14 protein-coding genes (1 of these 14 cut by a window edge) are annotated in these 14,849 nt (G+C 73.3%); 9 read left to right on the top strand and 5 right to left on the bottom strand.

Features of this window, described 5'->3' with window-relative positions; genetic code table 11:
- Positions 1-132: 132 nt before the first annotated feature.
- Positions 133-993, top strand: a complete 861-nt coding sequence (locus ACF9IK_RS11310; RefSeq protein WP_395294106.1) for a sulfurtransferase — start codon at positions 133-135, stop codon at positions 991-993.
- Positions 994-1,020: 27 nt separating this feature from the next.
- Here ACF9IK_RS11310 and sepH read toward each other — a convergent pair whose 3' ends face one another.
- On the bottom strand, positions 1,021-2,109 hold the full coding sequence (gene sepH, locus ACF9IK_RS11305; RefSeq protein WP_395294105.1) for a septation protein SepH: 1,089 nt from the start codon (positions 2,107-2,109) through the stop codon (positions 1,021-1,023).
- 516 nt (positions 2,110-2,625) lie between these two features.
- Here sepH and ACF9IK_RS11300 point away from each other — a divergent pair.
- Positions 2,626-3,567 carry a hypothetical protein gene (locus ACF9IK_RS11300; RefSeq protein WP_395294104.1) on the top strand — a complete coding sequence of 314 codons (942 nt, stop codon included), beginning with the start codon at positions 2,626-2,628 and terminating at the stop codon, positions 3,565-3,567.
- 6 nt (positions 3,568-3,573) lie between these two features.
- On the opposite strand, the gene ACF9IK_RS11295 is transcribed toward ACF9IK_RS11300, so the two are convergent.
- Positions 3,574-4,896 carry a D-arabinono-1,4-lactone oxidase gene (locus tag ACF9IK_RS11295; protein ID WP_395294103.1) on the bottom strand — a complete coding sequence of 441 codons (1,323 nt, stop codon included), beginning with the start codon at positions 4,894-4,896 and terminating at the stop codon, positions 3,574-3,576.
- A gap of 115 nt (positions 4,897-5,011) precedes the next feature.
- Entirely contained in the window at positions 5,012-6,268 is a 1,257-nt protein-coding gene (locus ACF9IK_RS11290) for an MFS transporter (protein WP_395294102.1), read from the bottom strand.
- A gap of 130 nt (positions 6,269-6,398) precedes the next feature.
- On the opposite strand from ACF9IK_RS11290, the gene ACF9IK_RS11285 reads away from it, so the two are divergent.
- On the top strand, positions 6,399-7,556 hold the full coding sequence (locus ACF9IK_RS11285; protein WP_395294101.1) for a ferrochelatase: 1,158 nt from the start codon (positions 6,399-6,401) through the stop codon (positions 7,554-7,556).
- A 43-nt stretch (positions 7,557-7,599) separates the two neighbouring features.
- A complete protein-coding gene (locus ACF9IK_RS11280) occupies positions 7,600-8,436 on the top strand; it encodes an inositol monophosphatase family protein (protein ID WP_395294100.1) in 837 nt (278 codons plus the stop codon).
- A gap of 156 nt (positions 8,437-8,592) precedes the next feature.
- Here the strand turns inward: ACF9IK_RS11280 and ACF9IK_RS11275 are convergent, their stop codons facing one another.
- Positions 8,593-8,778, bottom strand: coding sequence for a hypothetical protein (locus ACF9IK_RS11275; RefSeq protein ID WP_030301315.1), 186 nt, complete (start codon positions 8,776-8,778; stop codon positions 8,593-8,595).
- Positions 8,779-9,240: 462 nt separating this feature from the next.
- On the opposite strand from ACF9IK_RS11275, the gene ACF9IK_RS11270 reads away from it, so the two are divergent.
- The 4 genes from ACF9IK_RS11270 (at position 9,241) to ACF9IK_RS11255 (ending at position 13,396) form a co-directional block, all read left to right on the top strand.
- Complete coding sequence (locus tag ACF9IK_RS11270; protein ID WP_238863910.1) at positions 9,241-9,894, top strand: response regulator transcription factor; 654 nt, start codon at positions 9,241-9,243, stop codon at positions 9,892-9,894.
- Between the two features lie 65 nt (positions 9,895-9,959).
- Positions 9,960-11,291: a sensor histidine kinase gene (locus ACF9IK_RS11265; RefSeq protein WP_395294099.1), complete on the top strand. Its 1,332-nt coding sequence runs from the start codon at positions 9,960-9,962 to the stop codon at positions 11,289-11,291.
- A 254-nt stretch (positions 11,292-11,545) separates the two neighbouring features.
- Positions 11,546-12,529 carry an acyl-ACP desaturase gene (locus ACF9IK_RS11260; protein ID WP_395294098.1) on the top strand — a complete coding sequence of 328 codons (984 nt, stop codon included), beginning with the start codon at positions 11,546-11,548 and terminating at the stop codon, positions 12,527-12,529.
- Between the two features lie 567 nt (positions 12,530-13,096).
- On the top strand, positions 13,097-13,396 hold the full coding sequence (locus tag ACF9IK_RS11255; protein ID WP_148642658.1) for a DUF4193 domain-containing protein: 300 nt from the start codon (positions 13,097-13,099) through the stop codon (positions 13,394-13,396).
- Between the two features lie 295 nt (positions 13,397-13,691).
- Here the strand turns inward: ACF9IK_RS11255 and ACF9IK_RS11250 are convergent, their stop codons facing one another.
- On the bottom strand, positions 13,692-14,141 hold the full coding sequence (locus ACF9IK_RS11250) for a DUF3093 domain-containing protein (RefSeq protein ID WP_395294097.1): 450 nt from the start codon (positions 14,139-14,141) through the stop codon (positions 13,692-13,694).
- Between the two features lie 141 nt (positions 14,142-14,282).
- Here ACF9IK_RS11250 and ACF9IK_RS11245 point away from each other — a divergent pair, with 141 nt between their 5' ends.
- Positions 14,283-14,849, top strand: the 5' portion of a protein-coding gene (locus ACF9IK_RS11245; protein WP_395298539.1) for a PaaI family thioesterase. It continues 6 nt past the right edge of the window; 567 of the gene's 573 nt are visible here — the first part of the coding sequence; the start codon lies at positions 14,283-14,285; the stop codon falls past the right edge of the window.

Here is a 14,849-nt window from a genome sequence, read left to right as displayed (position 1 = left end):
GGCGCACGGAGCGGCGCACGTGAGGGTGATCGTTCCACCCTGGCGCACGTCGAACCCTCGGGCCGCGCGGAAAGTCCGGCAAAGACCGCACAAAGAGCGGCGAGTTGGCGGTGCTGCGCGAGAATGGCCGGCATGACCACCTCTTACGACGAATCCCCGCTGGTTTCGGCGGTCGGGCTGAGCGAGGTGCTGGCCTCGTCCCGCCCGCCGGTCCTGCTCGACGTGCGCTGGCAGCTCGGCGGCCCGCCCGGTATCGAGGACTACGCGGTCGGCCACCTGCCCGGCGCGCACTTCGTCGCGCTGGACGCCGACCTCGCGGCCCCGGCCGGCCCGCCCGGGCGCGGCGGCCGCCACCCACTGCCGGACCCGGAGGAGTTCGGTGCCGCGATGCGCCGGTTCGGGGTCCGCGCGGACCGGCCGGTCGTGGTGTACGACGGCGCCACCTCGATGGCCGCGGCGAGGGCCTGGTGGCTGCTGCGCTGGGCCGGTCACCGGGATGTGCGGGTGCTGGACGGGGGCTTCGCGGCCTGGCAGGCGGCCGGGCTGCCGGTGACCACCGAGGTACCGGTGTCGGAGGAGGGCGACTTCAAGCCGGTGCCGGGGCAGCTGCCGACGGTGGACGGTGACGGTGCCGCGGCCTGGGCGCGGAGCGGTCTGCTGCTGGACGCCCGGGCGGGGGAGCGGTACCGGGGTGAGACCGAGCCGATCGATCCGCGGGCCGGGCACGTCCCGGGGGCGGTCTCCGCGCCGACCACCGGGAACGTCGGCCCGGACGGGCGGTTCCGACCGGCCGCCGAGCTCGCCGAGCGGTTCCGTGCGCTGGGCGCGGGGGAGCGGGAGACCGCGGTGTACTGCGGTTCGGGGGTGACGGCGGCGCACCAGATCCTGGCCCTGGCGGTGGCGGGTCTGCCGGCCACGCTGTATCCGGGTTCGTGGAGCGAGTGGTCGAGCGACGCCGGCCGGCCGGTGGCGGTCACCGACCAGCCGGGCTGAGCCGCCCGCCGTACGCGTGGTGTTCCGCTACTCCTGTTTCTTGCGCCGGCTGCCGAAGACGATCTCGTCCCAGCTGGGCACGGTGGCCCGGCGCCCGGGGCGGACGCCGTCCGCCTCGGCCTGCCGGTCGGTCGTGCCGACGAGCCGCTCGCGGTGCGGGGCGACGGCGCGCGGCATCAGGATGTCCGCGTACGCCGAGCCGGCTCCGACGGCGGGTGCGCCCGCCGCGGCCGCCGCGGCGGCCTCCTCGCTCTCCTCGGCGACCTCGGTCGGCACCGGCTCGATGGACGGCGGGGCGCCGACCGCGAGGTCGCCGCGGAAGGCGGGGACGACGTCGAGCAGGCTGGTCAGCGAGTCGCGGGACTCCGCGGTGGCCTCGCGGGCCTCGCGCACCTCGCGGCCGGACATGATGCGGTCGGCCGAGGGGCGGTCGATCATCGGGCGGGGCGGCCGGTCCTGGGGGAGCCGGGCGATCCGCGGGATGAACGGGAAGACCGACTCCTCCTCGCGCTCGACGTTCTCGCCGATCAGCGCGCGGGCCTCGTCGTCGTTGGGCTGGACCAGGCGTCGGGGCGGGTCGTACGTCCAGGACGCGGAGCGGCCCTCGCCGTCGGCGCGGTAGGAGAGGATGACCTCCCACGTGCCGTCGTCGCGGCGCCAGGAGTCCCAGCGCTCGGTGTCCTTCTCGGCGCCGCGCAGCGCGAGCCGCTCGGCCACGGCCTCGCCGAGCTGAGGGCCGGGGGACTCGCCGTGCCGGCGGATCGCGGTCTTGCGGGCCCGCTCGGCCATGAAGGCGCGCTCGGCGAGCACCGGCCCCTCGAAGCGGCGGACCCGGTCGACGGAGATGCCGGCGGCCTGCGCGACCTCCTCGGCGGAGGCACCGGCTCGTATCCGCGCCTGGATGTCACGGGGGCGGAGGTGGCTCTCGACCTCGATCTCGATCTGGCCGAGGCGGGGGCGGTCGCCCCGGATGGCGGCGCGCAGCCGCTCGTCGATGGGGAGGGTGTACTCCGTGCTGTCGGCAGCCTTGAGCACCAGCCGTGTGCCGTCGTTGCTGACGGCCACAACCCGCAGTTCGGGCACGGTTACCTCCCGGGTGGTGCCTGCCGACGTCACCTGCGTCGCTGCTCCCGTACTGAGTGTGGCCTGCCCACTCGCGACTGGCCACAACCTTGCTGAGTTCCCCGGCGTGTCGGGCTTACGCCCGGCCACGCCGCTGTGGCACGGTTGCCTTTTTGCCACGCCATCCGTCGACGTCGCGCCTGGGTGTCCCGGCCGTCCTCGCACGAGCAGTGAACGCGACGTTCCGGGACGGGCGTCGCCGTGCGTGCCCGCCCCGTGGCTCTTTGTCAAGCTGCCGGTTGATGGGCAGTCGACAAGTCGACCCAGGGCTCAGGCTTTACGAACAGTACTCCATTCGTGGCATCCAAAGGGGCGGCTCGCCGCTCAAGTCTCCCGCGATTCACGGGAATCTCAAGAGCGCACTCCCCCGATGGTCGACGATCGACCACGGAACGGTGATCATCTTCACATATATCTCCGGCCTGCAACCGCATTTTCGTCCCTTGTGTCCTTCTTTGCGCAAGATGGAGTGACTTGTTCGAAGGACAGTCGTACTGACGAGGGATGTCGATGCCGGAGCAGAAGCCCGCCGCCGAGGAGGAGAAGAAGGTGGGTCGCAGGCGAATTGATCTGAGTGTGGCTCAGGTCGCCGCGAGTGCACTCGCCGCCGTGGTGGGGGCGGTGCTCGCCTCCGAACTCGGCGTCTACGGCACCATTCTGGGCGCCGCGGTGGTGAGTGCCGGTGCGACCACGGGCAGTGCGGTCTTCCAACACCTCTTCAGACGCACCGGCGAGCAGCTGCGCGAGGCGGTGGAGCGGACCGGGCCGGGGGTGGAGGTGAACGCGCTGCGCCAGGTGCCGGCCGGGTCGGTGTCCGGGGCGGCGTTCGAGTCGGTGTCCGCGGCGGGGCGTCCACGACTCCCCTCGGAGTGGAGCGAGCCGCGGACGGCGCGGGCGCGCCGGCGGTGGACGTGGAGGACCCTCGCCGCCGTGTCCGGCCTGGTGTTCGTGCTGGCGATGACGCCGATCGTCGCCTTCGAACTGGCCACCGGTCAGCCGGTGTCGGCGACGGTGCAGGGGGAGTCCGGCAGCGGCACGTCGTTCGGCGGCACGGTCGCCCCGAAGCCGTCGGGTCCGTCGGGGCGTTCGGACCGGCCGGATCCGTGGAGCCCGTCGAAGCCGGCCGACGTGCCGGCCGGTGCTCCGCCGGACGGCTCCGGTGGTGCCGGTGCTCCGTCGGGCACCGCGTCGCCGGGCGGTGGCGGCTCGTCGCCGTCGGCCGGGCGGGGCGACGCCGCCTCGCCCTCGGCCGCCCCGAGTGCGAGCCCGAGCGCCGGCGGCGGCGGTGACTCCTCGCCGTCGGCGGGCGGGAGCTCGACCCCGACGGCCGGCCCGACGGGCGGGGTCCCGCCGAGCGGCGGCGCGTCGAAGCCAGCCGGCGGGTCGACCCCGCAGCCGCCGGCCCCGAGCGCGGCGGCCACCCCGGCCGCCCCGGCACCGACCGGGGGCTGACGCGGCTCAGGCGCCCAGTACCCGGCGCAGGTAGTCGTTGCCGAAGACGCGCTGCGGGTCGACCTCGTCCCGCAGCGCGGTGAAGTCGGCGAAGTGGGGGTAGACCCCGGCGAGGTAGCCGGCGTCGCGGGTGTGCAGTTTGCCCCAGTGCGGGCGGCCGCGGTGGGCCGTCATCAGCTTCTCCACCTCGGTGAAGTAGCCCTGCTCGGCGGAGCCCCGGTAGAGGTGGACGGCGATGTAGGCGCTGTCGCGGCCGTTCGCGGTGGAGAGCCAGAGGTCGTCGGCCGGTGCGAACCGCACCTCGACCGGGAAGCTGATCCGCCAGTCGGATCGCTCGACCATGGCCTTCAGCTCGCGCAGCACCTCGCCGACGGCCTCGCGCGGCACCGCGTACTCCATCTCCGTGAAGCGGACCTTCCGCGGGCTGGTGTACACCTTGTACGCGGTGTCGGTGTAGCTGCGGTCCGACCAGGCGCGGCTGGCCAGCGAGGCGATCGTGGGAACGGTGGCGGGGAAGCGTCGGCCGATCCGGCAGGCACCCTCCCAGACGGTGTTCGAGAGGAAGTCGTCCTCCAGCCATTCCTTGAACCGGGGGAGCGGGGCGGCCGGGCCCTGGCTGCGGTTGTTCCGCTTGGTCGAGCAGCGGTCCGTGTGCGGGAACCAGTAGAACTCGAAGTGCTCGTTGACGGCCGTGAGGTCGTCGAGCCGGTCGAGCACCTCGTCGAAGCTCATCGGCTGTTCGTGCGCGGTGAGCAGGAAAGCCGGTTCGACCGCGAAGGTGAGCGCGGTGATCACGCCGAGGGCGCCGAGGCCGAGCCGGGCGCCCTGGAAGAGCCGCGGGTTCTCGGTGGGGGAGCAGTGCCGGATGTCGCCGTCGGCGAGGACGATCTCCAGTGACCGGATCTGGGCGGCGAGCGAGCCGGAGTCCCGGCCGGTGCCGTGGGTGCCGGTGCTGGTCGCGCCGGCGACGGTCTGCACCTCGATGTCGCCCATGTTGGTGAGCGAGAGCCCGGCGGTGGTGAGCAGCCGGTTGAGCCGGGCCAGCGGGAGTCCGGCCTCGACGGTGACGGTGCCGGCCTCGCGGTCGACCGCCCGGACGGCGGTCATCGCGTGCGGGCGGACGAGGATGCCGTCGCCGGCCGAAGCGATGGAGGTGAAGGAATGGCCGGAACCGACCGCCTTGACGGTACGGCCCTGGTCGGCGGCGCGCAGGATCTCCTTGGCCAGCTCCTCCGCCGTCCCGGGGGTGACCACCCGGGACGGGTGGGCGCTCTGGTTGCCGGCCCAGTTGGTCCAGCGGGTGCGGGGTGCGGTACTGGCCTGGGGCATTGCGGTTGCCTCCTGCTCCGTGGCCGAACGGCGTCGGCTCGCTCCGGGGCGGTCGGCCCGCCCTGCGGTCTCCCTACCCGCGGGTAGGGCCGCGGGTAGGGAGAGAGTAGTCAGTTCACCGTTCGAGGTCTACGGTCTGTCCGGCCGGCTCGGGGGCTTCGGGAGCGGCGATGCCGGACTGCAGGCGGCGCAGCCCGGTGAGGGCGGCGAGGACGCCGAACGCCCCGGCGACCAGGGGCACCCAGTATCCGCCGGCCGCGCCGGCGGCGTCGACCACCCAGCCGCCGGCCGCGGAGCCGAACGCGACCCCGAGGGCGAGCCCGGTGGTGGTCCAGGCCATGCCCTCGGTCAGCTGGGAGGCCGGGACGAGGCGTTCGACCAGGGCCATCGCGGAGATCAGGGTGGGGGAGATGGCGACACCGGCGATCAGCAGGGCGGCGCCGACGGCGAGCAGGCCGGTCATGCCCTGCACGGTCGAGGCGACGAGCAGGACCGGGATCATGCTGAGCGCCATCATCAGCACCCCGGCGAAGAAACGGTTCGCCAGCGAGCCCTTCGGCTTGAGGGTGCCGTAGACCATGCCGGCCAGGCCGGAGCCGAGCGCCCACACGGCGAGGACCGTGCCGGCGAGCCCCTCGTGGCCCTGGGCCTTGGCGAACGCGACGGTGACGATCTCGACCGAGCCGAAGATCGCGCCGGTGGCGATGAAGGTCAGCACCAGGACGGCCAGGCCGCCGTTGCGGATGGCGCTGCTGCTGCTGTGGGCGGAGGCCGGGTGGACCGGCGGTTCGGTGCGGCGCTGGGCGGTGAACAGGGCGACGCCGACGGTGAACGCGACGACGGCCGCGAGCACGCCGGACTCGGGGAAGGCGTTGGTGGCCAGGCTGACGGCGACGATGGGGCCGACCATGAAGCAGAACTCGTCGACCACCGCTTCGAGGGAGTAGGCGGTGTGCAGCTTGGCCGGTTCGTCCCGGTAGAGGTGGGCCCAGCGGGCGCGGACCATCGCGCCGGCGCTGGGCATCACGCCCATGCCGACGGCGAAGAGGAACAGCGTCCAGGCCGGTGCCTCGAAGTGTGCGCAGAGCAGCAGCCCGATCGCGGCGGCCACGGTGAGCGCGGCGGCGGGGAGGGCGACCCGGCGCTGCCCGTGGCGGTCGATCAGCCAGGAGACCGCCGGGCCCAGCACGCCGGCGGCGATCGCCAGCGTGGCCGACACCGCGCCCGCCACGCCGAACGACCCTCTCTGCTCGGAGAGCATGGTCACGATGCCGATGCCGGTCATCGATATCGGCAGCCGGGCTAGGAAGCCGGCGGACGAGAAGGCCAGACTGCCGGGTGCGGCGAAGATCTGGCGGTAGCTGGACAGCACGGGGGAGCTCCGCGGGAGTAAGGAACGAGGCTGGTCAACACAGCTTACGTACCTTGGCAATCGGTATATTCCGGACGCCTGACGCGGCCCTGTCCGCGCGGCCCGGCCCCTCAATGGCAGGATCGGTCCCATGTCCGACGTGCGCAATCCCTCGCCCTCCGGCGCCGCTCCGGTCGCGGCCCCGCCGTACGACGCCCTGCTGCTGCTCTCCTTCGGCGGGCCCGAGGCCCCGGAGGACGTGGTGCCCTTCCTGGAGAACGTCACCCGGGGCCGGGGCATCCCCAAGGAGCGGCTCAAGGAGGTGGGCAAGCACTACTTCATGTTCGGCGGTGTGAGCCCGATCAACGAGCAGAACCGGGACCTGCTGGCCGCGCTGCGCAAGGACTTCGCCGAGCACGGCCTGGACCTGCCGGTCTACTGGGGCAACCGCAACTGGACGCCGTACCTGGTCGACACCCTGCGGGAGATCGCCGCCGACGGGCACCGCCGCGTCGCCGTCCTCGCCACCAGCGCCTACGCCGGCTACTCCGGCTGCCGCCAGTACCGGGAGAACCTCGCGGACGCCCTGACGACGCTCGCCGAGGAGGGGCTGCCCGCCCTGACGGTCGACAAGCTGCGCCACTTCTACAACCACCCCGGCTTCGTCGAGCCGATGATCGACGCCACCATGGCCGCGCTGGAGGGGCTGCCCGCGGAGGTCCGCGACGGCGCCCGGCTGGCGTTCACCACCCACTCCATCCCGGAGACCATGGCGGAGAGCTCCGGTGACCCGGAGGACCCGGCCCGCGGCCGGCCCGGCGGCGCCTACGTCGCCCAGCACCGGGACGTCGCCCGGCTGATCGCCGAGGCCGTCGCCGAGCGCACCGGCGTCGCCGACCGGCGCTGCGAGCTGGTGTTCCAGAGCCGCAGCGGAGCCCCGCACATCCCGTGGCTGGAGCCCGACATCTGCGACCACCTGGAGGCGCAGCACGCCGACGGCGCGCCCGCCGTGGTGATGGTCCCGATCGGCTTCGTCTCCGACCACATGGAGGTCAAGTACGACCTGGACACCGAGGCGGCGGCGAAGGCCGCGGAGCTGGGCCTGCCGGTCGCGCGTGCGGCCACCGTCGGTGCCGACCCGCGGTTCACCGCCGCGGTGCGCGAGCTCGTCCTGGAGCGGGCCGCCGCCGAACGCGGCGAGGCCGTGACCCGGTGCGCGACCGGCAGGCTCGGTCCCAGCCACGACGTCTGCGCGGTGGCCTGCTGCCCCAACCCGCGCGCACCGCGCCCGGCCGCCGCCGAGCGCTGACGATCCCGTCCCGAGCCGACGACCCCGTCCCGAGGAGGACCCCGTGCCCAGCCCCGAACTGCTCGACGAACTGCTCGACGTCGCCCTGGACGCCGCCCGGCAGGCGGGCACCCTGCTGCGCGACGGCCGGCCCGCCGACCTGAGCGTGGCGGGGACCAAGAGCAGCCCGGTCGACGTGGTCACCGAGATGGACCTCGCCTCCGAGAAGCTGATCGTCGAGCTGATCGGCGACCGCCGCCCGGCGGACGGCTACCTCGGCGAGGAGGGCGCCGAGCGGCCCGGCACCAGCGGGGTCCGCTGGGTCGTCGACCCGCTCGACGGAACCGTCAACTACCTGTACGGGCTGCCCTCCTGGGCCGTCAGCGTGGCCGCCGAGATCGACGGCCGGGCGGTCGTCGGCGTGGTGTACGCGCCGGCGCGCGGCGAGCTGTTCCAGGCCGTCCTCGGCCGTGGCGCCCTCCTGGACGGCCGCCCGGTTGCGGCCCGCCCGGCCCCGCCGTGGGGGCAGGCACTGATCGCCACCGGCTTCAACTACGTCCGCGAGGTGCGGGCCCGTCAGGCCGCGATCCTGCTCGCGCTGATGCCGGAGGTCCGCGACATCCGCCGGGGCGGGGCCGCCGCCGTGGACCTGTGCGACGTGGCCGCGGGCCGCCTGGACGGCTACTACGAGCGAGGGCTCGCCCCCTGGGACCGCGCCGCGGGCTGCCTGATCGCCGCCGAGGCCGGTGCCCTGGTCGGCGGCCGCCCGGGGCACGGCCCCGACGGCGACCTCACCGTCGCGGCCGCGCCGGGCGTCTACGAGCCGCTCCGGGAACGCCTGGCCGAGCTCCGCGCCTGGGCGGACCAGGGCCCGGGTGGACTTGAGCCCGGGCGGGAATGAGTCCGGGCCGTCACCGCGGGACACCCGGTGACGGGTGCCCCGCGGGCGAACGAAGAGCCCTGGCATACGGGGGATGCCAGGGCTTGGGATCTCGCACGGCCCCCACAGGGCCGCTGGTGCCGGAGGACCGGCGTCGGGTCGGGCGGGTCGGGCGGTTCAGGCCGCGGTGCGGTGGCGTTCCAGCACCGTGTCGACGCCGTGTTCGGCGGCGAGCCGGCGGAGATCGTCCAGCTCGGACTGCTCCACCTCGGCCAGGAACTCGTCCCCGGCCTCGATCGCGCGGTGCAGATCCTGCTCGGCGTTGGCTATGCGCTGCAGGATTCCGGCGGTGAAGGCGTCCATGCGGGCCCCCTTACTGTGTCGGACGTGCACGTTGTGCGTCCCCCGCCCCAGGGTCGTGGTGGCCAGCGGAAGCGCCCGGTCCGGTCGGTGGTGAGCTCCGGACGGGCGCGGAGACGGCCCTCGGCCGCTCCCGGTGACGCCCCAACCCCAGGGCCGGCGCGGATGAACGCACGGCGGGTGGGTGCGATCGGCCAATAGCCAGATCGCGGGTGTGCACCTGTCCTCCCCGCCCCCGGCCCGGGGAAACCTACCGCCGCGAGAAAGTTGCCTGTGTCACAGGCCAAGCGGAGTGCTCCGGGTGCGAATCGGGCCCCGGGCGGTGATCACGGCGGTCGACGTCGGAGCGGCGTCCCTGCCTCCGGGGCAGCTTATCGCTGCTTTACCGCGGGACCAGGCAGGATGGAGGCACCGTCGGAGCCGTGCGTCCGCTTCCGGGGCCGGCCTGGAGAAGGGACAACGACCGTGCGGGTTCTCGTCGTCGAGGACGAGCAGCTGCTTGCCGAGGCCGTCGCGACCGGCCTGCGCCGCGAGGCGATGGCCGTCGACGTGGTGTACGACGGGGAGGCCGCGCTCCAGCGCATCGCGGTCAACGACTACGACGTGGTGGTACTCGACCGCGACCTGCCGCTGGTCCACGGGGACGACGTCTGCCGCAGCGTGGTCGACCAGGGCCTGGCCACCCGCGTGATCATGCTGACCGCCTCCGGCGACATCAGCGACCGGGTCGAGGGCCTGGAGATCGGCGCCGACGACTACCTCCCGAAACCGTTCGCCTTCAGCGAGCTCGTCGCCCGGGTCAGGGCGCTGGGCCGCCGCGCGACCGTCCCGCTGCCGCCGGTGCTGGAGCGCGCCGGCATCTCGCTCGACCCCGGTCGCCGCGAGGTGATCCGCGACGGGCGGACCGTCCAGCTGGCCCCCAAGGAGTTCGCCGTCCTGGAGGTGCTGATGCGGGCCGGCGGTGCCGTCGTCTCCGCCGAGCAGCTGCTGGAGAAGGCCTGGGACGAGCACACCGACCCGTTCACCAACGTCGTCCGGGTCACCGTGATGACCCTGCGCCGCAAGCTCGGCGACCCGCCGGTGATCGTCACCGTCCCCGGATCCGGCTACCGGATCTGACCCCTCCGGCCGCCGCGCCGGACCCACCGCTCCCGCCGCCCGGCGGACGTCCCGAGAGGAACACCATGACGACCCCGCCCCCGGCCGGCGGGCCCTCCGGCGCGCCCGCCGGCGGCTCGCGCGCCGTTCCGCCGAAGCCGGTCCAGCCCAAGCCGGTCCCGCCCAAGCCCGCGCACCTGCCACGGGTGCCCCGGCTGCACTCCGCGTCACGCGAGACCTACGTCCCCGGCGACGGCATGCTCGCCTGGCTGCCCTTCCGCCCCACCATCCGGATGCGGCTCACCCTGCTCTACGGCGGGATGTTCCTGATGGCGGGGGTGGTGCTGCTGCTCCTGATGTACTTCTTCGTCCGGCAGGCACTGCACGACGTCGCACCGCCGTCCTTCGTGTTCGGCAAGGACATCACCGTCAACGGCGTGCCGATGACCAGCGAGCAGTTCAACCAGTACCTCGCCAACCGGCACGACCTGGCGTCCAACTCGGCCCTCAACACCCTGCTGCGCAAGTCCCTCACGGTGCTGGTCTGCCTGGCCGTGATCGCCTTCGCGGCCGGCTACGCGATGGCCGGCCGGGTGCTGCGCCCGCTCGGGCGGATCACCCGCACCGCCCGCGAGGTGGCCTCCTCCGACCTGCACCGCAGGATCGAGCTGGACGGGCCGGACGACGAGCTCAAGGAGCTCGCCGACACCTTCGACGACATGCTGGACCGCCTGGACCGCTCGTTCGACTCCCAGCGCCGCTTCGTCGCCAACGCCTCGCACGAGCTGCGCACTCCGCTGGCGATCAACCGCACCCTGCTGGAGGTCCAGCTCTCCGACCCGGCCGCCTCCCCCGACCTTCAGCAGCTCGGCAAGACCCTCCTGGCCACCAACGAGCGCAGCGAGCAGCTGGTCGAGGGCCTGCTGCTGCTCGCGCGCAGCGAGAACGAGCTGACCGACCGCCGTGCGGTGGAGCTCTCCGAGGTGGCCACCCGGGCGCTGGAGCAGACCCGGGCCGAGGCCGGCAAACGCGATGTGGAGCTGCGCTCCGAGCTCGGCCCGGCCGTGGTCGCCGGCAACGGCGTGCTGCTGGAGCGCCTGGCCCTCAACCTGCTGCAGAACGCCGTGCGCTACAACACCGCCGGCGGCTGGGTGGAGATCACCACCGCCGGCGTGCCCGGTGGCGGCGGCGAGCTGGTGGTGTCCAACACCGGGCCGGTCGTGCCCGGCTACGAGCTGGAGCACATCTTCGAGCCGTTCCGCCGGGTGAAGGGCGCCGACCGGACCCGCAGCGACAAGGGGGTCGGTCTCGGCCTCTCCATCGTCCGCTCGGTCGTCCGCGCGCACGGAGGCACCGTCGACGCCACTCCGCGCGCCGGTGGCGGCCTCACCATGCGGGTGCGTATCCCGGGAGCCTGACCGCCGCCGCAGGGCCCTCCTGGGCCCGTTACGCCGTCCGGGTGTGCCGCGCTCCGTGCGCCGACCGATTCCGCCGCCCCCGTCAGGCCTGTCAAGACGACATAAGGCCTGGCGGGGGCGGCTTGTCATTTCCGGTCCGGGCAACTTACGGTGTCGTAACCTACGCAACCGTAAGTGCGTCCCGACAGAGCGCGTCCCGCGCCCGCCCCCAACGCGCCCGTCCCCGTGCGTGCCGTCCCCCAGGAGCAAGACTCGTGACCATCGCCCCCGTGCAGCGCACCGCCTCGCTCGGTTCGAGCGCCTGGACCGACGCGCGACTGATCATGGCCCTCGAAGAGGTGGTGGAGAAGGAGCTCAACCGCCACCTGAAGGTCGCCAAGGACTGGATGCCGCACGAGTTCATCCCGTGGAGCCAGGGCCGCGACTTCGACGGCGTGCTGGGCGGCGAGGCCTGGTCGGTGGAGCAGTCCAAGGTGACCCCGCTCGGGCGGGTCTCGCTCGTGGTCAACCTGCTGACCGAGGACAACCTCCCCAGCTACCACCACGAGATCGCCACCATGTTCGGCCGCGAGGGCGCCTGGGGCACCTGGGTGCACCGCTGGACCGCGGAGGAGGGCCGGCACGGCATAGCCATCCGGGACTACCTGATCGCCACCCGCGCCGTCGACCCGAACGAGCTGGAGCGGGCCCGGATGGCCCACATGTCGGAGGGCTTCGAGTCCGACAACTCCCACAGCATGCTGCACTCGGTCGCCTACGTGGCCTTCCAGGAGCTGGCCACCCGCATCTCGCACCGCAACACCGGGCACTTCGCCGGCGACCCGCTCTGCGACCAGCTGCTCGCGAAGATCGCCAACGACGAGAACCTGCACATGGTCTTCTACCGGAACCTGCTGAAGGCGGCCCTGGAGATCGCGCCCGACCAGGCCATGCGCGCCATCGCCGACGTGGTCACCGACTTCCGGATGCCCGGCCACGGCATCCCCGGCTTCGAGCGGGCCGCCGCCCAGATCGCCATCGGCGGCGTCTACAACCTGCGCATCCACCACGACGACGTGCTGCAGCCGGTGCTGCGCCACCTCAAGGTGATGGAGGTCGCCGACCTGGGGCCGACGGGGCAGCAGGCCCAGGACGAGCTCGGCGCCTTCCTCGGCGGCCTGGACGAGCAGGCGCGCAAGTTCGAGGAGCGTCAGGCCGCCCTGCTGGCCCGCCGTGCCGCGCGGGCCGGCGGCCGGTAGCGGGCGCCGCCGGCGGCGGGCCGGACGGGCCCCCGGCGGGCCCGTCCGGGGGCCCCGACCGCAGGAGCGGCCGGACACGAACCGCGGGGTGCCGCGGGCCCGGGATCCGGCTGTTCCGCTTGGGGGGATTTTCCGCGGTTTGCCCCGGAAGATTCGGAACGTGACCAAGCTCACACCGTGTCGCTCCGCGAGTCGACCCGACCCCGGAGCGTGATCATGGTGGGTGGTCCCAAGGTTGCCGTGCGTGAGGGAATCCCGGGCGGCCCCTGTCCGGCCGGATCGACTCTCATGGCTGGTGGGCAAGGGAGTTGGCGGACGCCGGCGCGGTCGATGATCACTGTGCGTATCCGGCGGGCGGGCCTCCTCGCCGGTCGACGATGGCCCAGCGTGAGGCCTCCCGAGCCCGAGTGGATCACCCCAACGGACCCCTGGCTGAGTGTCGATTGAGTAACAGGGCTTGAAGTAAGGCAAAATCTCCGCCTCGGGTCGGGCACAAGACCGACCCCCCATGCGTTACGTGCGCTGGAGATACCGCACACCGCACAACCCGGAGGGGGAGAGCGAACAATGGCAACGGACTACGACACCCCACGCAAGACCGATGACGACCTCAACGAGGACAGCATCGAGGAACTGAAGGCTCGGCGGAACGAGAAGACCGGCAGCTCGGTCGACGTCGACGAGTTCGAGGCGGCCGAGGGCCTGGAACTCCCGGGCGCCGACCTCTCGAACGAGGAGCTCTCCGTCCGGGTGCTGCCGCGCCAGGCCGACGAGTTCACCTGCATGAGCTGCTTCCTGGTGCACCACCGCAGCCAGCTGTACAGCGAGAAGAACGGCAACCCGATCTGCCGGGACTGCGGCGCCTGAGCGCGAGGGCGGCCATGGTCCGGTCCTCGCGGCCTGCCGCGAGACCGGCACACCGCCCCTTCCGGCCCCGGGCAGCGGGGCCGGAAGGCAGTTTCGGCGGCCGTCGAGGCGGACGCACCAGCAGTACGGAGCCGGGTAGTACCAGCGCAGTACCGCGTCCCGCACCGGGTGCCCCCTCGGGCGGCACCCCGGGCGCTACCGAAATCGAAGGGACGGTCCCGCACCGCGGGACCGTCCCTTCTCCGTTCTCCGGCTGTCCGGCTTCCGGCCGGTGCCGCTCGGGCCCGCCGTCCGCTCAGGTGCGGGCGCCGCGCCGGGCCTCCTCCAGTGCCTCGGCCAGCTTCATCGGCGAACGGGTGGAGAGATAGAGGTACGGCGTGGGGTCGGCCGGATCGCTGACCTCGACCCGCAGGGCGGTCGGCACGTAGCTGCGCAGCAGCATGAAGGCGCGCGGGTCGGACTTCGGCCCGCGCCAGGCCACCGCCTCGGCGGGGCCGAGCGGCTGCGCGGTGCCGAGGGCGTCGACCGGGATCCGGGCCGTGCCCGCGACCAGCGAGCCCTGCACCACGCGGATCCGGGCGGAGCCGTAGCTGCTGATCGCGGCGGCGCCGGCGGCGATGCCGACCACCAGGCCGACCAGCGCGCCCACGGCGGTGAGACGCAGCATGATCAACGCGAGCGTGAGCCCGATCGCGACCGGGAGCAGCCACCAGGAGCGCGGCACGGTGAGGCGTTCGTCGTACATGCCCCCATTGTGGGCGCCGTTACGGCCGGCCCGGGACGCCACCCCCGGAACCAAGCCACCTACCGGTCGGTAGGGTTGTCCGCCGTGACCGGTTCCATAGCCCCCACCACCCCCACCGCGCAGCCGGCGCCGACCCAGCCGCTGTCGCCGACCACGCCCCCGCCGGACGCCGTGCTGCCGCCGCGCGCCCCGGAGGCCCCCGCGCCGGGTACCAGACTCGGCTCGCACTACGAACACTGCTTCGGCTGCGGGCCGCAGCACCCCGGCGGTCTCCGGATCGACGCCGTTGCCGGAGAGGGGCTCGACGTCACCGCCGAGCTCACCGTGCGCTCGGTACACCAGGGCGGCCCCGGCCTCGCCCACGGCGGCCTGCTCACCACGGCGATGGACGAGACGCTCGGCACGCTGAACTGGCTGCTGCACGCCCCGGCCGTCACCGGCCGGCTGGAGACCGACTTCCTCTGCCCCGTCCCCGTCGACTCGGTGCTGCACCTGCGCGCCTGGGTCACCGGCGTGCACGGCCGCAAGATCTACAGCGCCGGCGAGGCGCGCATCGGCGGGCCGGACGGGCCGGTCGCCGTGCGCGCGCAGGCACTCTTCATCCAGGTGAAGCTGGAACACTTCACCAAGCACGGTCGTCCCGAGGACATCGACAAGGTCCTCGACGATCCGGATCTGATGAAGCGCGCCCGAGCCTTTGAGGTGAAC

Source organism: Kitasatospora hibisci, assembly GCF_043950205.1.
Classification (GTDB): domain Bacteria; phylum Actinomycetota; class Actinomycetes; order Streptomycetales; family Streptomycetaceae; genus Kitasatospora; species Kitasatospora hibisci.
The sequence above is the reverse complement of the archived record's forward strand: the minus strand, read 5'-3'. Positions and strand labels throughout refer to the sequence as shown.

Bases quoted from the DNA above. Each gene is read 5' to 3' on its own strand.
- ACF9IK_RS11310 (WP_395294106.1), top strand. From the start codon at position 133: ATGACCACCTCTTACGACGAATCCCCGCTGGTTTCGGCGGTCGGGCTG.
- ACF9IK_RS11255 (WP_148642658.1), top strand. From the start codon at position 13,097: ATGGCAACGGACTACGACACCCCACGCAAGACCGATGACGACCTCAAC.
- ACF9IK_RS11300 (WP_395294104.1), top strand. From the start codon at position 2,626: ATGCCGGAGCAGAAGCCCGCCGCCGAGGAGGAGAAGAAGGTGGGTCGC.
- ACF9IK_RS11295 (WP_395294103.1), bottom strand. From the start codon at position 4,896: ATGCCCCAGGCCAGTACCGCACCCCGCACCCGCTGGACCAACTGGGCC.
- ACF9IK_RS11265 (WP_395294099.1), top strand. From the start codon at position 9,960: ATGACGACCCCGCCCCCGGCCGGCGGGCCCTCCGGCGCGCCCGCCGGC.
- ACF9IK_RS11275 (WP_030301315.1), bottom strand. From the start codon at position 8,778: ATGGACGCCTTCACCGCCGGAATCCTGCAGCGCATAGCCAACGCCGAG.
- ACF9IK_RS11250 (WP_395294097.1), bottom strand. From the start codon at position 14,141: ATGTACGACGAACGCCTCACCGTGCCGCGCTCCTGGTGGCTGCTCCCG.
- ACF9IK_RS11285 (WP_395294101.1), top strand. From the start codon at position 6,399: ATGTCCGACGTGCGCAATCCCTCGCCCTCCGGCGCCGCTCCGGTCGCG.